Here is a 19922-nt window from a genome sequence, read left to right as displayed (position 1 = left end):
CAGCCCGTCCGGCGATTGAGGACCGGGGTCCGGGGCGGAGCCCCGGTTACGGAAAGGGGCGGGGTGGGGAAACGCCCCGCGCAGCGGCCGCGCCTAGTCCTGCTTCTCGCCGCTCGCGAAGCGCGAGATCACCAGCGCCACAATGATGATCGCGCCATTGAGGAACTGGTTCCACAGCGCCGGCACCCCACCCAGCGTCATCACATTGACGACCAGCTGCAGCGTCAGCACGCCGGTCAGCGCGCCGAAGAGCGTGCCCCGGCCGCCCTTGAGGCTGATCCCGCCGATCACTGCCGCGGCGAACACCTGGAAGATCCAGCCGTTGCCCTGGGTGGCCGCGACCGAACCGTAGTGGCCGGTGTAGAGGATGCCCGCGAAGGCGGCCAGCAGCCCGCCGATGGCGAGCACGATCCAGGTGATCCGGTCGACGCGGATGCCCGCTGCCCTGGCCGCCTCCGGGTTTCCGCCGATCGCGTACAGCGCACGTCCGTGCCGCAGATAGGCCAGCGCCGCTCCGCCGATCGCGAACAGCGCCAGACAGATCCACACGGCGGCCGGCGCGCCGAGCCAGTCGGTCTTGCCCAAGTACCGGAAGGACTCCGGTACATCGGTGATCGACTTGCCCTCGGTGATGCCGATGTGGAGGCCGCGCAGCATGGTGAGCATGCCGAGGGTGGCGATGAAGCCGTTGACGCGCAGCTTCAGCATCAGGAAGCCGTTGACCGCGCCGATGACCATGCCGACCAGCAGACAGACCGGGATCGCCATCCAGACGGGCAGCAGTTCCAGGCCCGCGAAGCGCCCGCCCTGCGTCGGCAGGACCAGCCACATGGCGATGACCGGCGCGATGCCGATCGTCGACTCCAGCGACAGGTCCATCCGGCCGCAGATCAGGATCAGCGCCTGCCCCAGCACCAACAGGCTGAGTTCGGAGGACTGCTGGACCACGCTGATCAGATTGTTGGAGGTGAGGAAGACCGGCGAGACGATGAAGCCGATCACCATCAGCACCAGGATCACCGGCACCAGCGAGAAGTCGCTCCACCTGATCAGCCGCAGCCGGCTGCGCGGGCCGTCGCTCTTGGTCTCGTCGGCCGTCAGCGGCCGTATTGTCCCGGTCATTCCTGCTCCCCCACACCTTCCATGGCGGCGACCAGTTCGCGGTCGGTCCACCCGCTCCCGAACGTCGCGACCACCCGCCCGTGGAAGAGGGCGAGCACCCGGTCGCAGACCCGCAGATCGTCCAGCTCGTCCGAGATGATCACGGCCGCGCTGCCTTGGTCCGCCACCCCTCGTACAACGGACAGCAGCGAGTCCTTGGACTTCACATCCACTCCCGCGGTGGGCCGCAGAGCCACCAGCGCGCTCGGGTTGCGAGCCAGCGCGCGGGCGACCACGACCTTCTGCTGATTGCCGCCGGAGAGCCCGGAGACGGGCTGCTCGGGCCCCTGTGTCTTGATGTCGAGCGAAGAGATCACGGACTGGGCGAATTCCCTTGTACGAGACGGTAGTACGGTCCCCCAGGGGCCGAGCTGGTCGGTGACCGTGAGCGTGGCGTTCTCGGCGACGCTGCGGCCTGCGACCAGCCCCTGGAGGTGGCGGTCCTCGGGGATGTAGCCGATGCCGGCGTCGAGCGCATGCGGGACGCTGCCGGGCTTCACGTCCCGGCCGCGTACGGTGATCCGCCCCGCGCTCGCCCTGCGCATGCCGACCAGGGTCTCGCCGAGGGCGGTGTTGCCGCTGGCCGCGGCCCCGGCGAGCCCCAGCACCTCGCCCGAGCGCACCGAGAGGTCGAGCGGCTCGAACTGCCCCTCCAGGGTGAGCCCTTCAGTACGGAGCACGGGCTCCTCGTCGCGGATCAGCCCGACAGGGGCGTGCCAGGTCGACGAGCCGCCGGTGGACTCGCCCGTCATCGCCGTGACCAGGTCGTCCTTGGTGAGGTCGGCGACGGGAGCGGTGACCACATGGCGGGCGTCGCGGTAGACGGTGACGGCGGTGCACAATTCGTACACCTCCTGCAGATGGTGGGAGATGAAGAGGAACGCCACTCCCTGGCTCTGGAGTTCACGCAGCTTGTCGAAGAGCCGCTGGATGCCGCGGGCATCCAGCTGGGCGGTGGGCTCGTCGAGGATGATCAGCCGCGCGCCGAAGGAGAGCGCACGCGCGATCTCGACGAACTGCCGCTGCTCCACGGCGAGATCCTTCGCACGGGCGCCCGGGTCGACGTTCACTCCGTACCCGGCGAGCAGTTCTCGGGCGCGCCGCCGCAGCCGCCGCCAGCTGATGAACCGGCTGCTTGTGTCGAAGCGGTTCAAGAACAGGTTCTCGGCGACCGTGAGATCGGGCACGACCATCGACTTCTGGTAGACGCAGGCGACCTTGGACTGCCAGGCCGCCGTGTCCCCGAAGGCCGGCGCGGGCTCGCCGCTGAAGGTCACCGTGCCCGCGTCCGGCTTGTGCAGCCCGGTCAGGACGCTGACGAGGGTGGACTTGCCCGCGCCGTTGCGCCCGACGAGTGCGTGCGACTCACCGGGCGCGACGGTCAGGCGGACACCGTCGAGCGCCACGGTCGGACCGAAGCGCTTGACGATTCCCTCCGCCTCCACGGCGGCTGGTGGGACCTGGTGCGCCATGGCTAGCTCTTCTTCTCCAGCTGGTTTGCCCACAGCTTGGGGTCGTCCACGTTCTCCTTGGTCACCAGCGGCGCGGGCAGCTGGTCCTCGAACCCGTTCGGGATCTTGATGACGGTGGAGTCGTGGTCGGTCGGCCCCTCCTTGGGGGTCTTTCCGTCCAGCGCCTGCTTGGCCCAGTACAGCGCGTAGTTGGCGTACAGGTCGGCGGGCTGGGAGATGGTGGCGTCGATCTTCCCGGCCTTGATGGCGTCGAACTCCTCGGGGATGCCGTCGTTGGAGATGATCGTGATGTGGCCCGGGGTGCCGGGGGCCTTCAGCAGCTTCTTCTGCTCCAGGAGCGCGAGGGTGGGCTGCAGGAAGACACCGCCGGCCTGCATGTAGATGCCGTTGATGTCAGGGTGTGCGGCGAGCGTGGACTGGAGCTTGGCGGAGGCGACGTCGCCCTTCCAGTCGGTGGCCAGCTCGAAGACCCTGATGCCGGGGAAGTTCTCGGTCATGCAGGACTTGAAGGCCTCGGAGCGGTCGCGGCCGTTGATGGAGGACAGGTCACCCTGGAACTCCACGACCTTGCCCTTGCCCTTCAGCTGCTCGCCGAGGTACTGGCAGGCCTTCTCTCCGTACGCGCGGTTGTCGGCCCGGACCACCATGTAGACACTGCCCTTGTCGGGCCGGGTGTCGACGCTGATTACGGGGATCTTCTTCTCCTCCAGGCTCTGCAGCGACTCGGCTATCGCGCCGGTGTCCTGCGGGGCCATGACGACGGCCTTGGCGCCCTGGTCGGTGAAGGTCTGGACGTTGGCGACCAGCTTTCCGATGTCGTTCTGGGAGTTGGTCAGGGACAGTGCGTCGACCTCGCCGTCCTTGACGCCCTTCTCGATGTACTGCTGGTACGAGTTCCAGAAGTCACTGTCGCTGCGCGGCAGATCGATGCCGACCTTGCCGGCGCCGGACGCGCTGTCCGAGGCGCGATTGCAGCCCGCGAGGGCCGTCACGGCCAGCAGCACCGCGCAGGCCGCGGCACTTGTCGTACGCACTCTCATTGGTGTCCCGTCCTTCGGTGGTGTCGGCTCAGGTGGCGCTTAGTTCGAGGGGCGCAGGCGCAGGCCCTGCATTCCGCCGTCGACCGCGAGTGCCGTGCCCGTGACGGCGGCCGCGGCGGGGCTGGCGAGGTACACGATGGCGGCGGCCACCTGGTCGGCCGTGACCAGCCGTCCTGTGGGCTGGCGGGCCTCCAGGGCGGCGCGTTCGGCAGCGGGGTCGTCGGCCTGGCCGAGCAGGCTGCCGACCCACGGGGTGTCGACGGTGCCGGGGTTGACGCAGTTGACGCGGATGCCCTCGCGCACATGGTCGGCGGCCATGGCGAGGGTGAGGGAGAGGACCGCGCCCTTGCTTGCGCTGTAGAGGGCGCGCTGTGGCAGCCCGGCGGTGGCGGCGATGGAGCAGGTCTGGGTGATGGACACCTCGCCGGGGCGGTCCGCGGCGGAGCGCCGCAGATGCGGCAGGGCGTGCCGGGCGACGCGCACCATGCCCAGCACGTTGATGTCGAGGACGCGCTGCCATTCGTCGTCGGTGTTGTCCGCGACAGTGCCGATGGCGCCGGTGCCGGCGTTGGACACGACGGTGTGCAGGGCGCCGAACTCCGCCGCGGCCGCGTCCACGGCGGCTCGTACGGCTTCGTCGTCGGTAACGTCGGCCTTGAGCGCCAGGACACCGTCGGGCGCTCCCGAGGTCTCGCGGTCGAGGACGGCGACGCGGGCCCCGCGCTGGAGCAGCAGCGTCACCACGGCGGCCCCGATGCCCGACGCGCCGCCGGTCACCAGGGCGGACAGTCCCTCGAAGTCCCGTGCCGCGAAGTCCCTTGTCGTCGTCATGAATTGATCTCCTCGATGGTGCGGCGGGCCTGCCAGACGGGCCCTTCCGGATAGCGGTGGGCGGCGATCGACTCGGGGAGCATGCGGGCGGAGAAGCCCGGGGCGCGCGGGGCGACATAGCGCCCGGAGGCGATCTCGGCGGGGTCGGCGAAGTGCTCGTGGAGGTGGTCGACGTACTCGATGACGCGGTCCTCCCAGCTGCCGGAGACGGCGACGTAGTCGAACATGGCGAGATGCTGGACGAGCTCGCACAGTCCCACCCCGCCGGCGTGCGGGCAGACCGGGACGCCGTATTTGGCGGCGAGCAGCAGGATCGCGACGTTTTCGTTGACTCCGGCCACCCGCGCGGCGTCGATCTGCACAAAGTCGACGGCCCCAGCCTGGAGCAGCTGTTTGAACACGACGCGGTTGGCGGCATGTTCGCCGGTGGCGACCTTGACCGGCTGGCCCGCGCGTACGGCGGCGTGGCCGAGGATGTCGTCGGGGCTGGTCGGCTCCTCGATCCAGTGCGGCTCGTACGGCGCGAGCGCCTTCATCCAGCGCACCGCGTCGGCGACGTCCCAGCGCTGGTTGGCGTCCACGGCAATGCGTACGGCAGGTCCGACGGCGGAGCGGGCCAGCTTCATGCGCCGGATGTCGTCGTCGATGTCCCCGCCGACCTTCAGCTTGATCTGGCCGAAGCCGTCGGCCACGGCCTCCTTGGCGAGCCTGACCAGCTTCTCGTCGGAGTAGCCGAGCCAGCCGGGTGAGGTGGTGTACGCGGGATAGCCCTGCTCGCGCAGTCGCCCGGCCCGCTCGGCCCGGCCGGGTTCGGCAGTGCGCAAAATCGCCAGGGCCTCGTCCGGGGTCAGGACGTCCGTCAGATAGCGGAAGTCGACGAGCGAGACGAGCTCCTCGGGCGTCATCGAGGCGAGGAACTCCCACACCGGCTGCCCGGCGCGCCGGGCAGCCAGGTCCCAGGCGGCGTTGACGACCGCGCCGGCCGCCATGTGCATCACGCCCTTCTCGGGGCCGAGCCAGCGCAGCTGCGAGTCATGGGTCAGGTCGATGTGGAGCGCGGCAAGGTCGGCTGCCGTACAGGGAGCCGGGCGCCCGATGACGTACGGTCGCAGCGCCTCGATGGCGGCTGCGGTGACATCGTTGCCACGCCCGATGGTGAAGCAGAAGCCGTGACCCTCGGCCCCGTCGGACGTGCGTATGACCACATAGGCGGCGGAATAGTCGGGGTCGGGATTCATGGCGTCGGAGCCGTCGAGCCGTTCCGAGGTGGGAAAACGGATGTCGTGAACCTCGAACTCCGTGACGGCCTGACTCATGCACACCCTCCTGAGAAGAACATCGGACCTCTTCCGGTCATCCGATGTATAGCGCCGTCCAGGCGGCAACGTCCAGGGTTGGGACGAAACTTCTCGAACACAGCTCGGATGAATCGATGGCCAGCTGCTGCGGTTCTCCGACGTATGCCCTATCGAGCGGAAGTTCACCCGGCCGTGCAGGGGGCTGCGGCCGGGCACCTTGTAAGCCGTAAGGTTGGGGCGTAGACAAGGGAACTTCGGAAGGAGGCACTGGGTGATCGAGCTCGAGGCGGTTCCCGAGCTGATCGACCCGGTCATGGTGGCCGCGTTCGAGGGCTGGAACGACGCCGGCGACGCCGCCTCCACCGCGGTCGCACACCTGGACCGGGAATGGAAGGGCGAGGTGTTCGCGGCGCTCGACGCCGAGGACTACTACGACTTCCAGGTCAATCGGCCCACGGTGTGGCTGGACGGCGGGGTACGGAAGATCACCTGGCCCACCACCCGGCTCTCGGTCGTCCGCATCGGCGGCGACAAGCCGCGGGATCTGGTGCTGGTCCGCGGCATCGAGCCCTCCATGCGCTGGCGCTCATTCTGCAACGAGATCCTGGGCTTCGCCCATGAACTGGGCGTCGAGATGGTGGTGATTCTGGGCGCGCTGCTCGGCGATACCCCGCACACCCGTCCGGTGCCGGTCAGCGGCATCACCTCCGATCCGGATCTGGCGCGGACCATGGACCTGGAGGAGACCAGGTACGAGGGGCCGACCGGCATTGTCGGCATCCTCCAGGAGGCGTGCACGCACGCGGGTGTGCCGGCAGTGAGCCTGTGGGCCGCGGTGCCGCACTATGTGTCGCAGCCGCCCAACCCCAAGGCGACGCTGGCGCTGCTCAACCGCCTCGAGGACCTGATCGGCCTCCGGATTCCCCTGGGCGAACTGGCCGAGGACGCACGGGCGTGGCAGCTCGGCGTGGATCAACTGGCCGCCGAGGACAGCGAAGTGGCGGAGTACGTCCAGACGCTGGAGGAGGCGCGGGACACCGCGGAGCTTCCCGAGGCGTCGGGTGAGGCGATCGCCCGCGAATTCGAACGGTATCTGCGCAGGCGCGACGGCGGCCCCGGGCATGCGACGGACGGCGGCGAGGGCAGCTCGTATCTGCGCGACCCCTCCAGCGGGCGGACCCGGCCGCCGATGCCACCGCGTGCGGAGCCGGATCCCGAGGCGGAGCCTGGGCCTGAGGCTGAGGACGAAGATTCCTCGGATGACTGAGGTACGGGAGCGGATGCCGGGCGGCGCCGACCGGGCACCGCCCCGCTCCGTTCTCAGTTCGTACTCAGTTCGTGCTCACCGTCGGACCTGATCCACCGCGACCACGTCGTACGTCGTGCCGGGGGTCGGCGCGACAGGGCAAGTAGATCCGGTCGCCCCAGGCCGCGGCCGTCGTGGGGATCTTGAAGCGCTCGGGATCGGTGATGCGCGCGATCGCAATGCCCCGTGTGCCGGACTCATTGAGCCGCAGCACATCGACGGCGTTCTGCTGCTGTTGCACGACATAGAGAGTGCGGCCCAGCAGCAACAGGCCATCGCCGTTGGGAAGCCGGGTATCCCCGATGTCGACGCTGCGGGCCACTCCGGTGCGCGGGTCGACGCACATCAGGCCGCCGCCCCCGGCCACGATGTTGACCAGGAGCAGCGCGCTGCCGTCCGGGGTGCGCTCGATGCCGTTGCCAGTTGGGCCCCTGCTCCCAGTCACCGGTCAGCGGGACGGTCGTGACCTCGTCGCCCGGCTGATCGTGCCGGTCGAGCGGGAGCCGGCCTTCAAGGCGAAATGCCCGGAACTCCCAATCAGCTTGATTCCAAACGCACTTCGCGCAAGCGGAGTGGACGTCCGGCGTGTCGTCAACAAGCAGTAAGGGCAACTCCCGCGCAAAGGGCGCCGGGTGGGCACAGACCCACCCGGCGCCCACTGAGGCGTCGTCCGGGGTTTACAGCGCTACGCCCAGCAGAGCGTCGACGGCACGCGAGACGAGGCCGGGCGCGCCCTCGTCCGTACCGCCCTCGGACTGCTGGCGGGCGCCCCAGCGGTCGACGGCGGCCAGCGCTGCGGGCGCGTCGAGGTCGTTCGCGAGAGCGGCGCGGATCTCCTCGACGAGGGCGTCGGCGGGCGGCCCGTCGGGCCGGGAGACGGCCGCGCGCCAGCGGCCGAGACGCTCGACGGCGTCCTGGAGGACCTGGTCGGTCCACTCCCAGTCCGCGCGGTAGTGATGGGAGAGAAGAGCGAGCCGGATCGCGGCGGGGTCGACTCCGCCGCGGCGCAGCTTGGACACGAAGACGAGATTGCCCTTGGACTTCGACATCTTCTGGCCGTCGAGCGCGACCATGCCGGCGTGGACGTACGCCTTGGCGAAGGGGTACTCGCCGGTGAGGACTTGGGCGTGCGACGCGCCCATCTCGTGGTGCGGGAAGGCGAGATCGGAGCCGCCGCCCTGTACGTCGAATCCCATGCCGAGGTGGTCCAGGGCGATGGCCACACACTCGATGTGCCATCCGGGCCGCCCGCGCCCGAGGGTGCCGCCGTCCCAACTCGGCTCGCCCTCACGGGCGGCCATCCACAGCATCGGGTCGAGGGGGTTCTTCTTGCCCGGGCGGTCGGGGTCGCCGCCGCGCTCGGCGGACAGGAGCCGCATCGCCTCGGCGTCGAGGTTGGACACCTCGCCGAAGTGCGGGTCGGCCTCCACGGAGAAGTACACGTCACCTTCGAGCTCGTACGCGGCACCCGCGTCCCGGAGCCGCTCGACGAGCGGCACGATGCCGGGTATGGCCTCGACGGCGCCGATGTAATGCTGCGGGGGAAGCATCCGCAGTGCGGTCATGTCCTCGCGAAAGAGCGCGGTCTCGCGCTCGGCGAGCTCGGTCCAGTCGTGCCCGTCGCGGATGGCGCGCTCGAGGAGCGGGTCGTCGACGTCCGTCACGTTCTGGACGTAGTGAACCTGCCGCTTGGTGTCGAGCCACACGCGCTGAACGAGGTCGAACGCGTTGTAAGTTGCCGCGTGACCCATGTGGGTCGCGTCGTACGGCGTGATGCCGCAGACATAGATACGGGCGACGGGACCGGGGTCGAGGGTCACGGGACCATCGGTCGCGGTGTCGTGGATCCGGAGGTCGCGGCCCTTGCCAGGCAGGGCGGGGACGTCAGAAGCGGGCCAGGCATGCATGACATGAGCGTAACCGGACGCCCGTTCCGCATACGAACCGGATCCGGCGACTGCTTGGCTGGTTGGGCGGTCTTCGCGTTGCACGGGGATGTGTCGCCGGCCGGGGGCGCGCTGCGTGGCCGCCCGCGGCCGTGTGGGTGGCTCGGGGCTGGGAGAAAACCCCAGCACCTCACACCGGCGGCCAGGGAATCGCCGGCCACTCCCCCGACGGCACCGGATGCCTCCCCGCCCCCAGCAGCGCGCCCACCCTCGACCGCACCGCCTCCACCTCCGCCCCCGTCAGCAGCTCCGCCAGACGGGTGGACAGCCGTTCGCCCTCGTCCAGCGCCGCCGCCAGCGTGGCCAGCGCAGAGGTCGCCTCGGGCGGCAGCGGGTCCCCCGCCCAGCCCCACAGCAGCGTCCGCAGCTTGTCGTCCACGTTGAACGTGACCCCATGGTCGATCGCGTACAGATGGCCGTCCGCAGTCGGCAGCAGATGCCCACCCTTCCGGTCACCGTTGTTGATCACCGCGTCCAGCACCGCCAGCCGCCGCAGCCGCACATCGTCCGCGTGCACCAGCAGCGCCGTACGCCCCTCGCCCACCTCCGCGAAGCCGACCGCCTTCCAGCCGTCGCCCGGCTCCTCGTCCTCGACCAGCGCGAGCAGCGACGCCGACGGGTCCGCCTCGATCCAGAGCTGGACCATGCCCTCGCCGTACGGGCCGTCCCGCAGGACCGTCGGCGGCACGAGGCCCCACCCGGTCGCCTCGGACAGCTCGTACGCCGCCACCTCGCGCTGCGCGAGCGTTCCGTCCGGGAAGTCCCACAGCGGCCGCTCCCCGGCGACCGGCTTGTACACGCAGTGGGCCTGATCGCCCTCGTACGAGACGGAGCAGTACAGGACCGCGTTGGACGCCTCGCGGACCCGTCCGCGCACGGTGAGCTCGCCCTTGGCGAGGAGATCCCGCGCCGTCAGGCTCCGCGGCGGTATCCGTTCTGGCGCGGGCATACATGTCCTTCCGGGTCGAGCGGCAGGCTGCACAGCGGGCACGGCGGCCGGCCGGCGTTCACCACGTCCAGCGCGCGCTTGGCAAAGGCCCTCGCCTGCGCCCCGGACAGCCGGACGCGCAGCATCGGCGGGCCGTTCTCCTCGTCCTGCAGCAGCCGTTCCTCGGCCTCCGCGAGGTCCTCCTCGGAGTCCGCGTCCAGCTCCACCAGCGCCTGAGCCTCGACGATCATGCGCTGTTCCTCGCCGTCCCACGCCAGCGCCATCGTGCCGACCCGGAACTCCTCGTCCACCGGAGCGTCCAGAGGTGCGGTGTCCGCGACGTCGGTGGGCGCGACGGCCGGCACCGGCGCGTTGCCCCCGGTACGGCGTACGACCTCGTCCAGCAGCTCGTCGATCCGCTCGGCGAGCGCGGCCACCTGGGTCTTCTCCAGGGCTACGCTGGTGACGCGTCCTGAGGCCGAAGCCTGCAGGAAGAACGTACGGCGCCCAGGCAGCCCGACCGTACCGGCCACGAAACGGTCCGGCGGGTCGTAGAGGAACACCTGACGGGACACGTTCTGTCTCCCTCGGGATCGTGGGTCGGTCGATATCGGCTGCTGTGGACTACGGTCGAGCGGACATACGGGTTTTCAGCCCGTCCACCCTACTGCGGGGAGCGATCACGGGGCGCCCGCGCCGCCCCCGACGACCGCGGTCCCGCCACCGCCGTTGCCGCCTCCGTTCCCGCGCGGCGTGAGCGAGCCGAAGTCCCCGGTGTCACCGAGGCGCAGAAGAAATGGACGAGTGCGGGTGTAACGGATCGCGGTCACGGAACACGGCTCTACATGAACCCGCTGGAAGAGATCGAGATGCATGCCGAGCGCGTCCGCCACCAGGGACTTGATGATGTCGCCGTGCGAGCACATCACATACGCCGCGTCCTCGCCGTGCGCCGCGTCGACGCGCGCGTTCCATTCGTGTACGGCGTCGACGGCGCGCGCCTGCATGGCCCGCATCGACTCGCCGCCGGGGAACGCCGCCGCGGACGGGTGCTGCTGCACGACCTCCATGAGCGGTTCGTCCGCGAGCTCGGCCAGCTTGCGCCCCGACCAGTCGCCGTAGTGACACTCGCCGATCCGCTCGTCGGTCTCCAGTTCAAGGCCGGGCCGGGCGTCCAGCAGCGGCTGCAGGGTCTGCAGACAGCGCTCCAGGGGGCTGCTGACGGCGGCGGCGATCGGCACGTCGGCGAGCCGCTCGGGCAGCGCGGCCGCCTGCGCGGCGCCGCGCTCGTCGAGAAAAATGTCAGGGGTCCAGCCGGCGAGCACCCCCGCGGTGTTGGCGGTGGAGCGTCCGTGGCGTACGAGGATCAGCGTGGCCATGCCCGTCAGCCTAGGCGGAGCGGCGCCCCAGGGTGCGCCCGGGCCGTATGCAAGGAAGAATGCGCGCCGTGATCGTGGACTGTGCCATTTACCGCAACGGGCGCCGGACCGAGGGCCCGTCCGGCTTCTCCGACGCCCTGGACGAGGCTCGGGCGACCGGCGACGCCTTTCTCTGGATCGGTCTTTACGAGCCGTCCGAGAAGGAGTTCGATCATGTCGCGGCGGAGTTCGGGCTGCATCCGCTGGCGGTGGAAGACGCGCTCCACGCACACCAGCGCCCCAAGCTCGAGGTGTATGACGACTCGCTGTTCATGGTTCTCAAGCCAGTGGTGTACGAGCCGGAGAGCGACGCCGTCACCACCGACGAGCTGATGGTCTTCATAGGCGACTCGTTCGTGGTGACGGTCCGGCACGGTGAGGGCGCGCCGCTCGCGGCGGTGCGCCAGCGGCTCGAAGCCGAGCCCGAGGTCCTCACGCACGGCCCGACCGCGGTTCTGTACGCGATCAGTGACGCGGTCGTTGACCATTACATCGATGTCGCCGCTGAGCTCCAGGTGGACCTGGAGGAGTTGGAGACCGAGGTCTTCGCACCCGCCGGCGGCCACGCACGCAACAGCGCCATGCGGATCTACACCTTCAAGCGGCAGGTACTTGAGTTTCGCCGCGCCGCCGGGCCGCTGTCGGCTCCGATGGCCCGTCTTACGAGCGCGGGCGTGCCGTTCGTCCATGAGCACTCGCAGCCGTTCTTCCGGGACGTGAGCGACCATCTGACGCGAGCGAACGAGCAGGTGGATTCGTTGGACCGGCTGCTGTCGGACGTCCTGTCCGCCCATCTCGCGCAGATGGGCGTGCGGCAGAACGACGACGTGCGCAAGATCTCGGCGTGGGCGGCCATGGTCGCAGTTCCGACGATGGTCGCGGGGATCTACGGCATGAACTTCGACCACATGCCGGAGCTGCGGTGGGTGTGGGCGTATCCGGCGGTGCTGCTGCTGATGGCCGGGGCGGTGTACGGCCTGTTCCGGCTGTTCAAGCGCCGCGGCTGGCTGTAGCCGCCCCAGCCGCTCTCAGAAGGCGGGAGCGGCGGCGGCAGGCCCGTCGAGGGCGCCCCGGCGCTCGGGCATCTTCAGGCTGACCATCCGGTGCCAGCCCCCGAACCGTTCGTACGCGTACATGGCGTGGATACCCGCGGCCAGCGTCGCGGACTTGGCCTTGGGCCAGTGCAGCAGCCGTCCCATGTGGTCCATCACGGCGAGGCTCACATCGCGGTAGACCTTGATCTCGGCGAGGGCGCTCTCGCGCAGGACCCGCTGGATCGTACGGCCGTGCCCGGCGGCGGCCAGCCGCAGCAACTCCTCGTGGCAGTACGCCAGGTGGTTGTCCTCGTCGTTGCAGATCATGGTGATGGCCCTGCCCAGTTCGGGATGGTTCCCGAAGTACTTCACGAGCATGTCCATCTGGTCTGCGGCCCGCTGCTCGGTGACCCTGCTGTGCGAGAGGTAGACGACGATGTCCTCCTCGGTCAGCGGCTCGTCGCGGCGCAGCTTCTCGTGGGTGAGTCCGATGCCCTGCTCTTCGAGCAGCATCGTGTAGTCGGTCTCGGGCGGGACGAGGACCGGTTCCAGTCCGCGCTTCTTGAGCAGGGCGTCGAAGAGCCGGCCGTGCTTGTCCTCGTCGGCACCGTGCCGGGTGATCTTGGGCGCGAGGGCGCTCATGCTCTCGGGCACCAGGGCGGCAATACGGCCGTTCTCCCAGCCGCCCTGCGCCTCGCCGCTGGCCGCGATGGAGCAGAAGAGCTGGAAGGCGTCGTCGCTGTCGACAATTTCCTGGAAGAGACTTCGGGCCGAGAGCATCACTGCCACCTCCATGAAGACATCCGCAGAAGACATCCGCAAAGAACGAGTCAAATGCGCTACGGGAGTCGAGGCAACAGGTGAGTCGCACAACTCCGCCGAACGGAGGACGGCGGCATGGGTGCCGGCCGTAACCGGAGCCCGCTTTCCGGCGTTGTGATGCATGACGGCCGTGGCGGGGAAGACCCCCCGAGCCCCCACCACGGCCGCAGACTTGCCCCCTTGCGAAAGGGGGCGTCAGCGCAGGCAGGCCGTTCAGCGGCCGCGTTACGCGAGCCCGGCACGCTCCAGGGCCTCGGTCCCCGCCCGCAGGGCCGTCAGCCGCTCGTCGAGCGTGAAACCGGCCGGGGAGATGGTCAGCGTGGTGACGTCGGCCGCGGCGTACGCCGCCATCCGCTCGGCGATCCGCTCCACCGGACCCAGCAGCGTCGTCTGGTCGATCAGCTGGTGCGGGACCGCGGCGGCCGCTCCCCCCTTGTCACCGGACAGGTACTTGTCCTGGATCTCGGCGGCTTCCTTCTCGTAACCCATGCGCTGTGCAAGCTGGTTGTAGAAGTTCTGCTTGCGGCTACCCATGCCGCCGACGTACAGCGCGGTGTACGGACGGAACATGTCGGCAAGACCGGCCACGTCCTCGCCGACCGCGAGCGGCAGCGTCGGGCAGACGTCGAAACCCTCCATCGTCTCTCCGGCCTTCTCGCGGCCCGCCCGCAGATGCTTGATCGTGGTGTCCTCGAGGTGGTCCGCGGACGGGAAGATCAGCAGCGCGCCGTCCGCGATCTCGCCGGTCTGCTCCAGGTTCTTGGGGCCGATCGCGGCGATGTACAGCGGGATGTGCTCGCGCTGCGGGTGGACCGTGAGCTTGATCGGCTTGCCCGGTCCTTCCGGCAGCGGGAGCGTCCAGTGCTCGCCCTCGTACGACAGGCGTTCGCGAGCCATCGCCTTGCGGACGATCTCGACGTACTCACGGGTGCGGGAGAGCGGCTTGTCGAACTTGACGCCGTACCAGCCTTCGGAGACCTGCGGGCCGGAGACGCCGAGGCCGAGGCGGAAACGGCCGCCGGAGAGGGAGTCCAGGGTGGCGGCGGTCATCGCGGTCATGGCGGGCTGGCGGGCCGGGATCTGCATGATCGCCGAGCCGACGTCGATGCGCTCGGTCTGGGCGGCGACCCAGGTGAGGACGGTGGGGGCGTCGGAGCCGTACGCCTCGGCGGCCCAGCAGACGTCGTAGCCGAGCTTGTCGGCCTCCTTGGCGACCGCGAGATTGTCGCCGTCCATCCCCGCGCCCCAGTAGCCGAGGTTGATGCCGAGCCGCATAACCGCTCCCTCTTACTGATCAGTAACGTCCCTGTTCCGCGGACTCTAGCGCGGGTTCCGGCGATCCGTCAGGGGGAGGTTGTCCACAGGCTCTCTCGGGGTTGCCCCCTGGCCAGTAATCTCAGCGCCCATGGAGCAGAGGCAACTCGGCCGTACCGGCCTGCGCGTGTCCCGGATCGGGCTCGGCACCCTGACATGGGGCCGGGACACCGATGAGCACGACGCTGCCGACCAGCTGAAGGCGTTCTGGGAGGGGGGCGGGACGCTGGTCGACACCGCTGATGTGTACGGCGGCGGAGATTCCGAGTATCTGCTGGGACAGCTCATCGAGCGGCTCGTCCCCAGGCGCGATCTGGTCATCGCGACGAAGGCGGGCAGCGTCCCCGACCCGGACCGGCGTTTCGACGGCTCGCGCGGGCATCTCCTCGCCGCGCTCGACGCGTCGCTGGAGCGGCTCGGGACGGATTACGTCGACCTGTGGCAGGTGCACGCCTTCGATCCGGACACCCCGCTGGAGGAGACGCTCCAGGCGCTGGACATAGCGGTGAGCAGCGGGCGGGCGCGGTACGCGGGCGTGTCGAACTTCTGCGGCTGGCAGCTGGCAAAGGCCGCGACCTGGCAGCTGGCCTCGCCCGGGGTGCGGACGCGGCTGGCCAGTACGCAGATGGAGTACTCACTCCTGCAGCGGGGGGTCGAGCGGGAGGTGTTGCCCGCCGCCCTGGACCTGGGGGTCGGGCTGCTGCCGTCGTCGCCGCTCGGCCGCGGGGTGCTGACCGGGAAGTACCGTCATGCGACTCCGGCGGACTCGCGGGGTGCCTCGGAGCTGGCGCCGTTCGTGGAGCCGTATCTCGACGAGGCGGCGAGCAGCATCGTGGACGCGGTGGCGACGGCGGCGGACGGGCTGGCGGCGACGGCGCTTCAGGTGGCGCTGGCGTGGGTGCGGGACCGGCCGGGGGTGGTGGCCCCGATCGTCGGCGCACGCAACGCGCAGCAGCTCACGGCCGCGTTGTCAGTGGAGGCGCTTAGTCTTCCTGACGAGATCTGCCAGGCGCTCGACGATGTGTCGGCGCCCGTGCACCGATATCCCGACCAGGACTGGAGCACGCTGTGACTGCGCCTTCCGAGGGGACGCCGCCCCCAACAGCCGCTGAGCGGCGGGCCGAGCCCCCGGCCGAGGACCGCGCCACCGTGGACGAGGCCGCTGCCCCGGCACCGGAAGCCGCCGAGCCTGACGCGCCCGAGGCCGCCGACGAAGGCCCTGCAGACGCTGCCGACGAGGCCGCTGGAGGCTCTGCGGACGCTGCCGACAAGGCCGCTCCTGGTGCGGAGGGCGTCGAGAAGGCGGGCGAGCTGTCCGAGGCCGAGGCCGAGCTTGCCGCGCAGCGGGAGCTGCGGGCCCGGATCGAGCAGCGCAGGGCCGAGAAGGCGGGGTCCATCGAGGCCGGCGCCAAGCTGAGCGGGACAGCCGCCGATCTGCTCGCTGCGGTACGGGCCGTGGAGAGCGGCGAGAAGTCCGGAACCGCGTTCTTCGACTCTCCCCCTCGCTCCGCCGGCCGGACCCCCACCGCGCCCGCCCCGAGGCGACCCGCGCCCGCGGCGGCCGAGCCGGTGCGGCCGCGGGCTCCGGAGCCGGCGCGGGCACCCGTGGCGGACGCGCCGGAGACCGTCTCGGCCGTAGGGACCGTGCTCACCGAGGGCGGTGCGCCCGAGGCACTGGCGCCGCAGGTGGCGGACGCGCTCGGTGAGCAGGCCGCGGACGTCCTGCGCGAGGACCCGTGGCGGCTGCTGTCCGTGCCCGGCGTCCGGCCCGAGCAGGCCGACGGCTTCGCCCGGGCGCTGCTCGGCGCGGAGTGCGGCCCGGGCGACGAGCGCCGGACGGCGGCCCTGGTGACCTGGCAGTTGGAGCGCGCCGGCCACCAGGGCCACACCGCGCTGGAGTCGTCCGCGGTGCGCGGGGCGCTGGCCGAGCGGTCGGTGCCCGATCCGGACGAGGCACTGCACCAGGCCATCGCGGACGGCGCGGTGCTGGTGTTCCAGGACGGCATCGAGGAAGAGGCGACGGACGGCGAGGAGCCCGGGCAGCCTGCCGTACCGGTGCTGCTGGGGCTCGACCGGTACGCCCTCGCGGAGGAGAGCCTCGCGGACGGCCTGGCGCGACTGGCCAAGACCGGCGCCGACACCAGGTGGGAAGCGGCGGAGCCCACCGAGCTGGTCCGCGCGCTCGCGGCGAGCGGCCTGGTGGCGCACACCGGCGGCGAGGCGGCGCGCGCCGAGCCGGTCGCGCTGGCCGAAGCCGCCGCTGCGCTCGGGCTGCGCGCGGTCGTCGCGGTCCACAGCGAGAACGGCCGCGGGCGGCTCGGCCCCGACGCGGTAACTGTCAGCGGGCTGCTCTCCGGCGCGGAGGGACCGGGCAGGGACGGGGACGGGGCGTTCGCGCTCGACCTCCTGGTCGTGCTGGACGCGCCACAGCTGGACGTGGAGACCGCCACGATGCTGGTCGAGTCGATGCCGGACGGCAGCCGGCTGGTGCTGAGCGGCGACCCCGGTGTCCTCTGCTCGGCGGGTGCGGGCCGGGTATTCGCGGATGTGCTGGCCGCCAGGGTCTGCCCGCAGATCGCCTCCCGTACGCCGGACGCCGGCCCGATCGGAGAGCTGGTCTCGGGCATCGGCATCGGCGAGCTGAACCAGGTGGAGGCGCCTGGCAAGGAGGTCGTCATCGTCCCGGTGCGGGACGCGGGCGAGGCGGTCCACCGTGCGGTGCAGCTCGTTGCCGACTCCGTGCCGCGGGCGATCGGGGTGCCTCCCGAGCAGACCCAGGTGATCACGGTGGGGCACGGCGGCTCCGCGGGCACCCGCGCCCTCAACGCGGCGCTCAAGCAGCGGCTCAACCCCGGCCCGGGCCGGTTCGGCGGCTTCGACCCGGGCGACCGGGTCGCGTACGCCGCGGCGCTCGGCCGGACGCTGCCCGGGACCATCGTCTCGGCGGACGCGGAGGGCCTGCACATCGACTGTGACGGCGCCCCCGTCGTCGTACCGAAGGAGCGGGTCGAATCGGCGGTGCGCCACGGCTGGGCGCTCACGGCACACCAGGCCGCGGGGATGCGCTGGCCCGCGGCGGTCGTGGTCCTGCCGGGTGACGCGGCGCAAGGGCTGAGCCGGCCGTGGGTCTACACCGCGTTCAGCCGCGGCGAGCGCCATCTGTCCGTGGTGCACGGCGTCGACCAGGCGCTGCCGCGAGCCGTGGCGGAGACCCCGCCCCAGGACCGCACGACGCGCCTGCGGACGCTGCTCGAGGGGCTGCTCGCCCCGACGCCGTGACCGAGGGCGCCGCAACCGGCGACGCTGACCGAGGCACAGCAGCGGGGGCGCCGCGGCAGAGCGCGCCGTACCGACGGCATGCGACAGGCCCCTGCCACTCGGACGTGACAGGGGCCTGCGCTACGGAGCGGGCGCTGTCAGGACTCCGCTTCTTCGTCGAGGTCGTCCGGATCCTCGCTCAGCTCGTCCTCGTCGAAGACCGAGCTGACGTCGAAGCGGCACACGATCCGCTGCGGATCCGCCTGGTCGAACGGCGTGCTCAGCCACTCGCCCGGCTCCGGGGTGTCGTCCGTTGCCGACACCCACAGCGTGGAGTCGCCCTCCTCCAGGCCGAACTCCTTGTGCCGGGAGGCGATTTCATCCGGTTCGTACTCCCCGAACAGAACCCCGAGTGCGGCGTGCACACTCGCGCCGACCACCGGGGCATTCGCCGGGCGGTCGTCCTCGGGGTCCAGGTCTGCGATGCGTTGTGCCTGTGCGAGCAGCCGCTGCGGCTCGACCACCGCGTAGTCCCGGCGGATCAGCACGCTGAGCGCGTTCGGCTCCTCGGGGCCGGCGTACGGCGGCAGTGAGTCGTCCGCGCCCGGGATCTCGAAGGGGGTCACCTCGTCATAGCGGTCGTAGAGGCGCTCGTCGTACGCCTCCGCCGCCGAGGCAAGGCTGTTGAACGCGGCATAGACGGCCGGGTCGTCCTCGCCCGTGCGGTTCTCGACCGCCGCGAGGTGACGGTCCAGTGCGGCTTTGACCGCCTCGGCGGCGTCACGTACCTCGGCAGCGGTGGGCTGCGCAGCATCAGACATAGTGCAGACGCTATCCGTACAGGGGCTCTGCCCGCACAATAGATGCGATGCCGGAATACGAATTTGTCGACGTGTACGTACCGCGCGGGGTCTCCCGCAAGGAAGCGACCCGTCTGCTGACCGACCATGCCGAGTACGGACACTGGGAGTTGGACCGACTGAGTTTGCATCGGGACGGCAGCCGCAGAGTGCGGCTGCGCCGGCGCATCATCCGTCAGGTGCGCGCCACCTGGTGAGCGAGTGAATGGGACGGAGCGGGCCCCGTGACTGCGGGACCCGCTCCGTTTTATCCACTTTCGTACCGCTTTTTATCCACTTTCGTACCGCTCAGGACCGCCCCGCGAGGCAGACCGCCTCGTTCAGCGGTGACCGCGCGGTTACGCCCTGGCGCGGCCGCGGCGGTACAGCACCGCTCCCGCCAGCAGCAGACCCGCGCCCGCCGGGATCAGCATGTCGAGCGGACCCGAGCCGGTCTGCGCGAGCTCGTCGGTAGTGTCGGTCTGCGCACCGGGGGTGTTCGGCACGGCCGGAGCGACCGGCTCCGGCGCACTGGGGGTGGGCTGGCCCGGCGTCACCGGGGGCGTGACCGGCGGCGTCACCGGAGGAGTGACCGGCGGCGTCACCGGAGGAGTCACCGGAGGAGTGACGGGCGGCGTGACCGGCGGCGTCACCGGCGGCGTCTCGGGGGTGGTCCCGGACGACGTGCCGTTACCGCAGTCGTTACCCGAGACCGCGTTGCCGAGGCCGCCGATGGTGACGGTGTTCCCGCAGGCGTTCACGGGCACATCGACCGGCGCCTGGATGTTGTTGCCGGAGGCGATGCCGGGAGAGTTACTGGTCTCCCCGTCGGCCTCGGCTCCGGTGCCCGGCGTGCCGTTGTCGGATCCGGACGTGTTGCTGCATTCGTTGCCGCCGGCGGGGTTGAGCAGCCCGACCACATTCACGGTGTTCCCGCACGCGTTGACGGGGATATGCACGGGGATCTGGACCGAGTTCCCGGACGCGACGCCCGGTGAATTCGACGCGTTTCCGGTCGCCCCGGCATCCGCGTACGCATAGCTGCCGCCGAGGGCGAGTACGCCGCCCGCGGCCGCCATGGTCATCAGGCCCTTGCGAGTGACCTGTCGCATAGGTTGGTTCCTTGCCTTCACGCTTAAGGAAAACCTCCGGACTCGTGCCCGGAGGCGGAATACCCGGCGGGGGGGGCGGGCGGGGGGGGGCGCCCCCGCGCCCCCCCCCCCGCAAAACAAACCCAAAAACCGCCCAGACCAAA

General features: G+C 70.6%; 19 protein-coding genes. 5 read left to right on the top strand and 14 right to left on the bottom strand.

Annotated elements, in window-relative coordinates; all coding sequences use genetic code 11:
- Positions 1–93: 93 nt before the first annotated feature.
- The 5 genes from ACWDO5_RS30300 to ACWDO5_RS30280 are packed head-to-tail and all read right to left on the bottom strand — an operon-like array spanning position 94 to position 5820.
- Positions 94–1122: an ABC transporter permease gene (locus tag ACWDO5_RS30300; RefSeq protein WP_450533609.1), complete on the bottom strand. Its 1029-nt coding sequence runs from the start codon at positions 1120–1122 to the stop codon at positions 94–96.
- Positions 1119–2633 carry a sugar ABC transporter ATP-binding protein gene (locus ACWDO5_RS30295; protein ID WP_450533607.1) on the bottom strand — a complete coding sequence of 505 codons (1515 nt, stop codon included), beginning with the start codon at positions 2631–2633 and terminating at the stop codon, positions 1119–1121. Before ACWDO5_RS30295 ends, ACWDO5_RS30300 begins: the two co-directional genes overlap by 4 nt.
- 2 nt (positions 2634–2635) lie before the next feature.
- A complete protein-coding gene (locus ACWDO5_RS30290) occupies positions 2636–3673 on the bottom strand; it encodes a sugar ABC transporter substrate-binding protein (protein ID WP_450533606.1) in 1038 nt (345 codons plus the stop codon).
- 39 nt (positions 3674–3712) lie between these two features.
- Positions 3713–4504: an SDR family NAD(P)-dependent oxidoreductase gene (locus ACWDO5_RS30285; RefSeq protein ID WP_450533605.1), complete on the bottom strand. Its 792-nt coding sequence runs from the start codon at positions 4502–4504 to the stop codon at positions 3713–3715.
- Positions 4501–5820 carry an enolase C-terminal domain-like protein gene (locus tag ACWDO5_RS30280; protein WP_450533604.1) on the bottom strand — a complete coding sequence of 440 codons (1320 nt, stop codon included), beginning with the start codon at positions 5818–5820 and terminating at the stop codon, positions 4501–4503. Before ACWDO5_RS30280 ends, ACWDO5_RS30285 begins: the two co-directional genes overlap by 4 nt.
- A 253-nt stretch (positions 5821–6073) precedes the next feature.
- On the opposite strand from ACWDO5_RS30280, the gene ACWDO5_RS30275 reads away from it, so the two are divergent.
- Positions 6074–7069 carry a PAC2 family protein gene (locus ACWDO5_RS30275; protein WP_450533603.1) on the top strand — a complete coding sequence of 332 codons (996 nt, stop codon included), beginning with the start codon at positions 6074–6076 and terminating at the stop codon, positions 7067–7069.
- Between the two features lie 64 nt (positions 7070–7133).
- On the opposite strand, the gene ACWDO5_RS30270 is transcribed toward ACWDO5_RS30275, so the two are convergent.
- From ACWDO5_RS30270 to ACWDO5_RS30250, 5 genes are all read right to left on the bottom strand, one after another.
- Positions 7134–7553 (bottom strand): hypothetical protein, encoded by a 420-nt coding sequence (locus tag ACWDO5_RS30270; RefSeq protein ID WP_450533602.1) that lies wholly within the window; start codon positions 7551–7553, stop codon positions 7134–7136.
- 232 nt (positions 7554–7785) lie between these two features.
- Positions 7786–9015 carry a cysteine--1-D-myo-inosityl 2-amino-2-deoxy-alpha-D-glucopyranoside ligase gene (gene mshC, locus ACWDO5_RS30265; protein ID WP_450533601.1) on the bottom strand — a complete coding sequence of 410 codons (1230 nt, stop codon included), beginning with the start codon at positions 9013–9015 and terminating at the stop codon, positions 7786–7788.
- A gap of 169 nt (positions 9016–9184) precedes the next feature.
- Positions 9185–10003, bottom strand: a complete 819-nt coding sequence (locus ACWDO5_RS30260; protein WP_450533600.1) for an SCO1664 family protein — start codon at positions 10001–10003, stop codon at positions 9185–9187.
- Positions 9967–10557 carry a DUF3090 domain-containing protein gene (locus ACWDO5_RS30255; RefSeq protein WP_450533599.1) on the bottom strand — a complete coding sequence of 197 codons (591 nt, stop codon included), beginning with the start codon at positions 10555–10557 and terminating at the stop codon, positions 9967–9969. The genes ACWDO5_RS30260 and ACWDO5_RS30255 overlap by 37 nt, the downstream gene beginning before the upstream one ends.
- Positions 10558–10662: 105 nt before the next feature.
- Positions 10663–11361 (bottom strand): histidine phosphatase family protein, encoded by a 699-nt coding sequence (locus ACWDO5_RS30250; protein WP_450533598.1) that lies wholly within the window; start codon positions 11359–11361, stop codon positions 10663–10665.
- A 59-nt stretch (positions 11362–11420) separates the two neighbouring features.
- On the opposite strand from ACWDO5_RS30250, the gene corA reads away from it, so the two are divergent.
- The gene (gene corA / locus ACWDO5_RS30245) at positions 11421–12413 is read left to right on the top strand and encodes a magnesium/cobalt transporter CorA (RefSeq protein WP_450533597.1); all 993 of its coding nucleotides are present in this window, start codon (positions 11421–11423) and stop codon (positions 12411–12413) included.
- Positions 12414–12428: 15 nt separating this feature from the next.
- Here corA and ACWDO5_RS30240 read toward each other — a convergent pair whose 3' ends face one another.
- Both ACWDO5_RS30240 and ACWDO5_RS30235 read right to left on the bottom strand, forming a co-directional pair.
- Positions 12429–13214, bottom strand: a complete 786-nt coding sequence (locus tag ACWDO5_RS30240) for a ferritin-like domain-containing protein (protein WP_450533611.1) — start codon at positions 13212–13214, stop codon at positions 12429–12431.
- A gap of 267 nt (positions 13215–13481) precedes the next feature.
- The gene (locus tag ACWDO5_RS30235; RefSeq protein ID WP_450533596.1) at positions 13482–14531 is read right to left on the bottom strand and encodes an LLM class F420-dependent oxidoreductase; all 1050 of its coding nucleotides are present in this window, start codon (positions 14529–14531) and stop codon (positions 13482–13484) included.
- 130 nt (positions 14532–14661) lie between these two features.
- Here ACWDO5_RS30235 and ACWDO5_RS30230 point away from each other — a divergent pair, with 130 nt between their 5' ends.
- Together ACWDO5_RS30230 and ACWDO5_RS30225 are read left to right on the top strand one after the other, a co-directional pair.
- The gene (locus ACWDO5_RS30230; protein WP_450533594.1) at positions 14662–15642 is read left to right on the top strand and encodes an aldo/keto reductase; all 981 of its coding nucleotides are present in this window, start codon (positions 14662–14664) and stop codon (positions 15640–15642) included.
- The gene (locus ACWDO5_RS30225) at positions 15639–17849 is read left to right on the top strand and encodes a helix-hairpin-helix domain-containing protein (RefSeq protein WP_450533593.1); all 2211 of its coding nucleotides are present in this window, start codon (positions 15639–15641) and stop codon (positions 17847–17849) included. Before ACWDO5_RS30230 ends, ACWDO5_RS30225 begins: the two co-directional genes overlap by 4 nt.
- A gap of 137 nt (positions 17850–17986) precedes the next feature.
- Here the strand turns inward: ACWDO5_RS30225 and ACWDO5_RS30220 are convergent, their stop codons facing one another.
- On the bottom strand, positions 17987–18649 hold the full coding sequence (locus ACWDO5_RS30220; protein ID WP_450533592.1) for a hypothetical protein: 663 nt from the start codon (positions 18647–18649) through the stop codon (positions 17987–17989).
- Between the two features lie 47 nt (positions 18650–18696).
- Here ACWDO5_RS30220 and ACWDO5_RS30215 point away from each other — a divergent pair, with 47 nt between their 5' ends.
- Positions 18697–18885, top strand: a complete 189-nt coding sequence (locus tag ACWDO5_RS30215; protein WP_005319466.1) for a DUF5703 family protein — start codon at positions 18697–18699, stop codon at positions 18883–18885.
- Positions 18886–19026: 141 nt separating this feature from the next.
- Here the strand turns inward: ACWDO5_RS30215 and ACWDO5_RS30210 are convergent, their stop codons facing one another.
- Positions 19027–19779: a chaplin gene (locus ACWDO5_RS30210; RefSeq protein WP_450533591.1), complete on the bottom strand. Its 753-nt coding sequence runs from the start codon at positions 19777–19779 to the stop codon at positions 19027–19029.
- Positions 19780–19922: the final 143 nt, after the last annotated feature.

Source organism: Streptomyces sp. NPDC000880 (assembly GCF_053599675.1).
Note: the sequence above shows the minus strand (reverse complement) of the source record. Positions and strands in the feature narration are given on the sequence as shown.

Bases quoted from the DNA above. Each gene is read 5' to 3' on its own strand.
- ACWDO5_RS30280 (WP_450533604.1), bottom strand. From the start codon at position 5,820: ATGAGTCAGGCCGTCACGGAGTTCGAGGTTCACGACATCCGTTTTCCC.
- ACWDO5_RS30300 (WP_450533609.1), bottom strand. From the start codon at position 1,122: ATGACCGGGACAATACGGCCGCTGACGGCCGACGAGACCAAGAGCGAC.
- ACWDO5_RS30215 (WP_005319466.1), top strand. From the start codon at position 18,697: ATGCCGGAATACGAATTTGTCGACGTGTACGTACCGCGCGGGGTCTCC.
- ACWDO5_RS30250 (WP_450533598.1), bottom strand. From the start codon at position 11,361: ATGGCCACGCTGATCCTCGTACGCCACGGACGCTCCACCGCCAACACC.
- mshC (WP_450533601.1), bottom strand. From the start codon at position 9,015: ATGCATGCCTGGCCCGCTTCTGACGTCCCCGCCCTGCCTGGCAAGGGC.
- corA (WP_450533597.1), top strand. From the start codon at position 11,421: ATGCGCGCCGTGATCGTGGACTGTGCCATTTACCGCAACGGGCGCCGG.
- ACWDO5_RS30235 (WP_450533596.1), bottom strand. From the start codon at position 14,531: ATGCGGCTCGGCATCAACCTCGGCTACTGGGGCGCGGGGATGGACGGC.
- ACWDO5_RS30295 (WP_450533607.1), bottom strand. From the start codon at position 2,633: ATGGCGCACCAGGTCCCACCAGCCGCCGTGGAGGCGGAGGGAATCGTC.
- ACWDO5_RS30210 (WP_450533591.1), bottom strand. From the start codon at position 19,779: ATGCGACAGGTCACTCGCAAGGGCCTGATGACCATGGCGGCCGCGGGC.
- ACWDO5_RS30285 (WP_450533605.1), bottom strand. From the start codon at position 4,504: ATGACGACGACAAGGGACTTCGCGGCACGGGACTTCGAGGGACTGTCC.
- ACWDO5_RS30260 (WP_450533600.1), bottom strand. From the start codon at position 10,003: ATGCCCGCGCCAGAACGGATACCGCCGCGGAGCCTGACGGCGCGGGAT.
- ACWDO5_RS30240 (WP_450533611.1), bottom strand. From the start codon at position 13,214: ATGCTCTCGGCCCGAAGTCTCTTCCAGGAAATTGTCGACAGCGACGAC.
- ACWDO5_RS30230 (WP_450533594.1), top strand. From the start codon at position 14,662: ATGGAGCAGAGGCAACTCGGCCGTACCGGCCTGCGCGTGTCCCGGATC.
- ACWDO5_RS30290 (WP_450533606.1), bottom strand. From the start codon at position 3,673: ATGAGAGTGCGTACGACAAGTGCCGCGGCCTGCGCGGTGCTGCTGGCC.
- ACWDO5_RS30220 (WP_450533592.1), bottom strand. From the start codon at position 18,649: ATGTCTGATGCTGCGCAGCCCACCGCTGCCGAGGTACGTGACGCCGCC.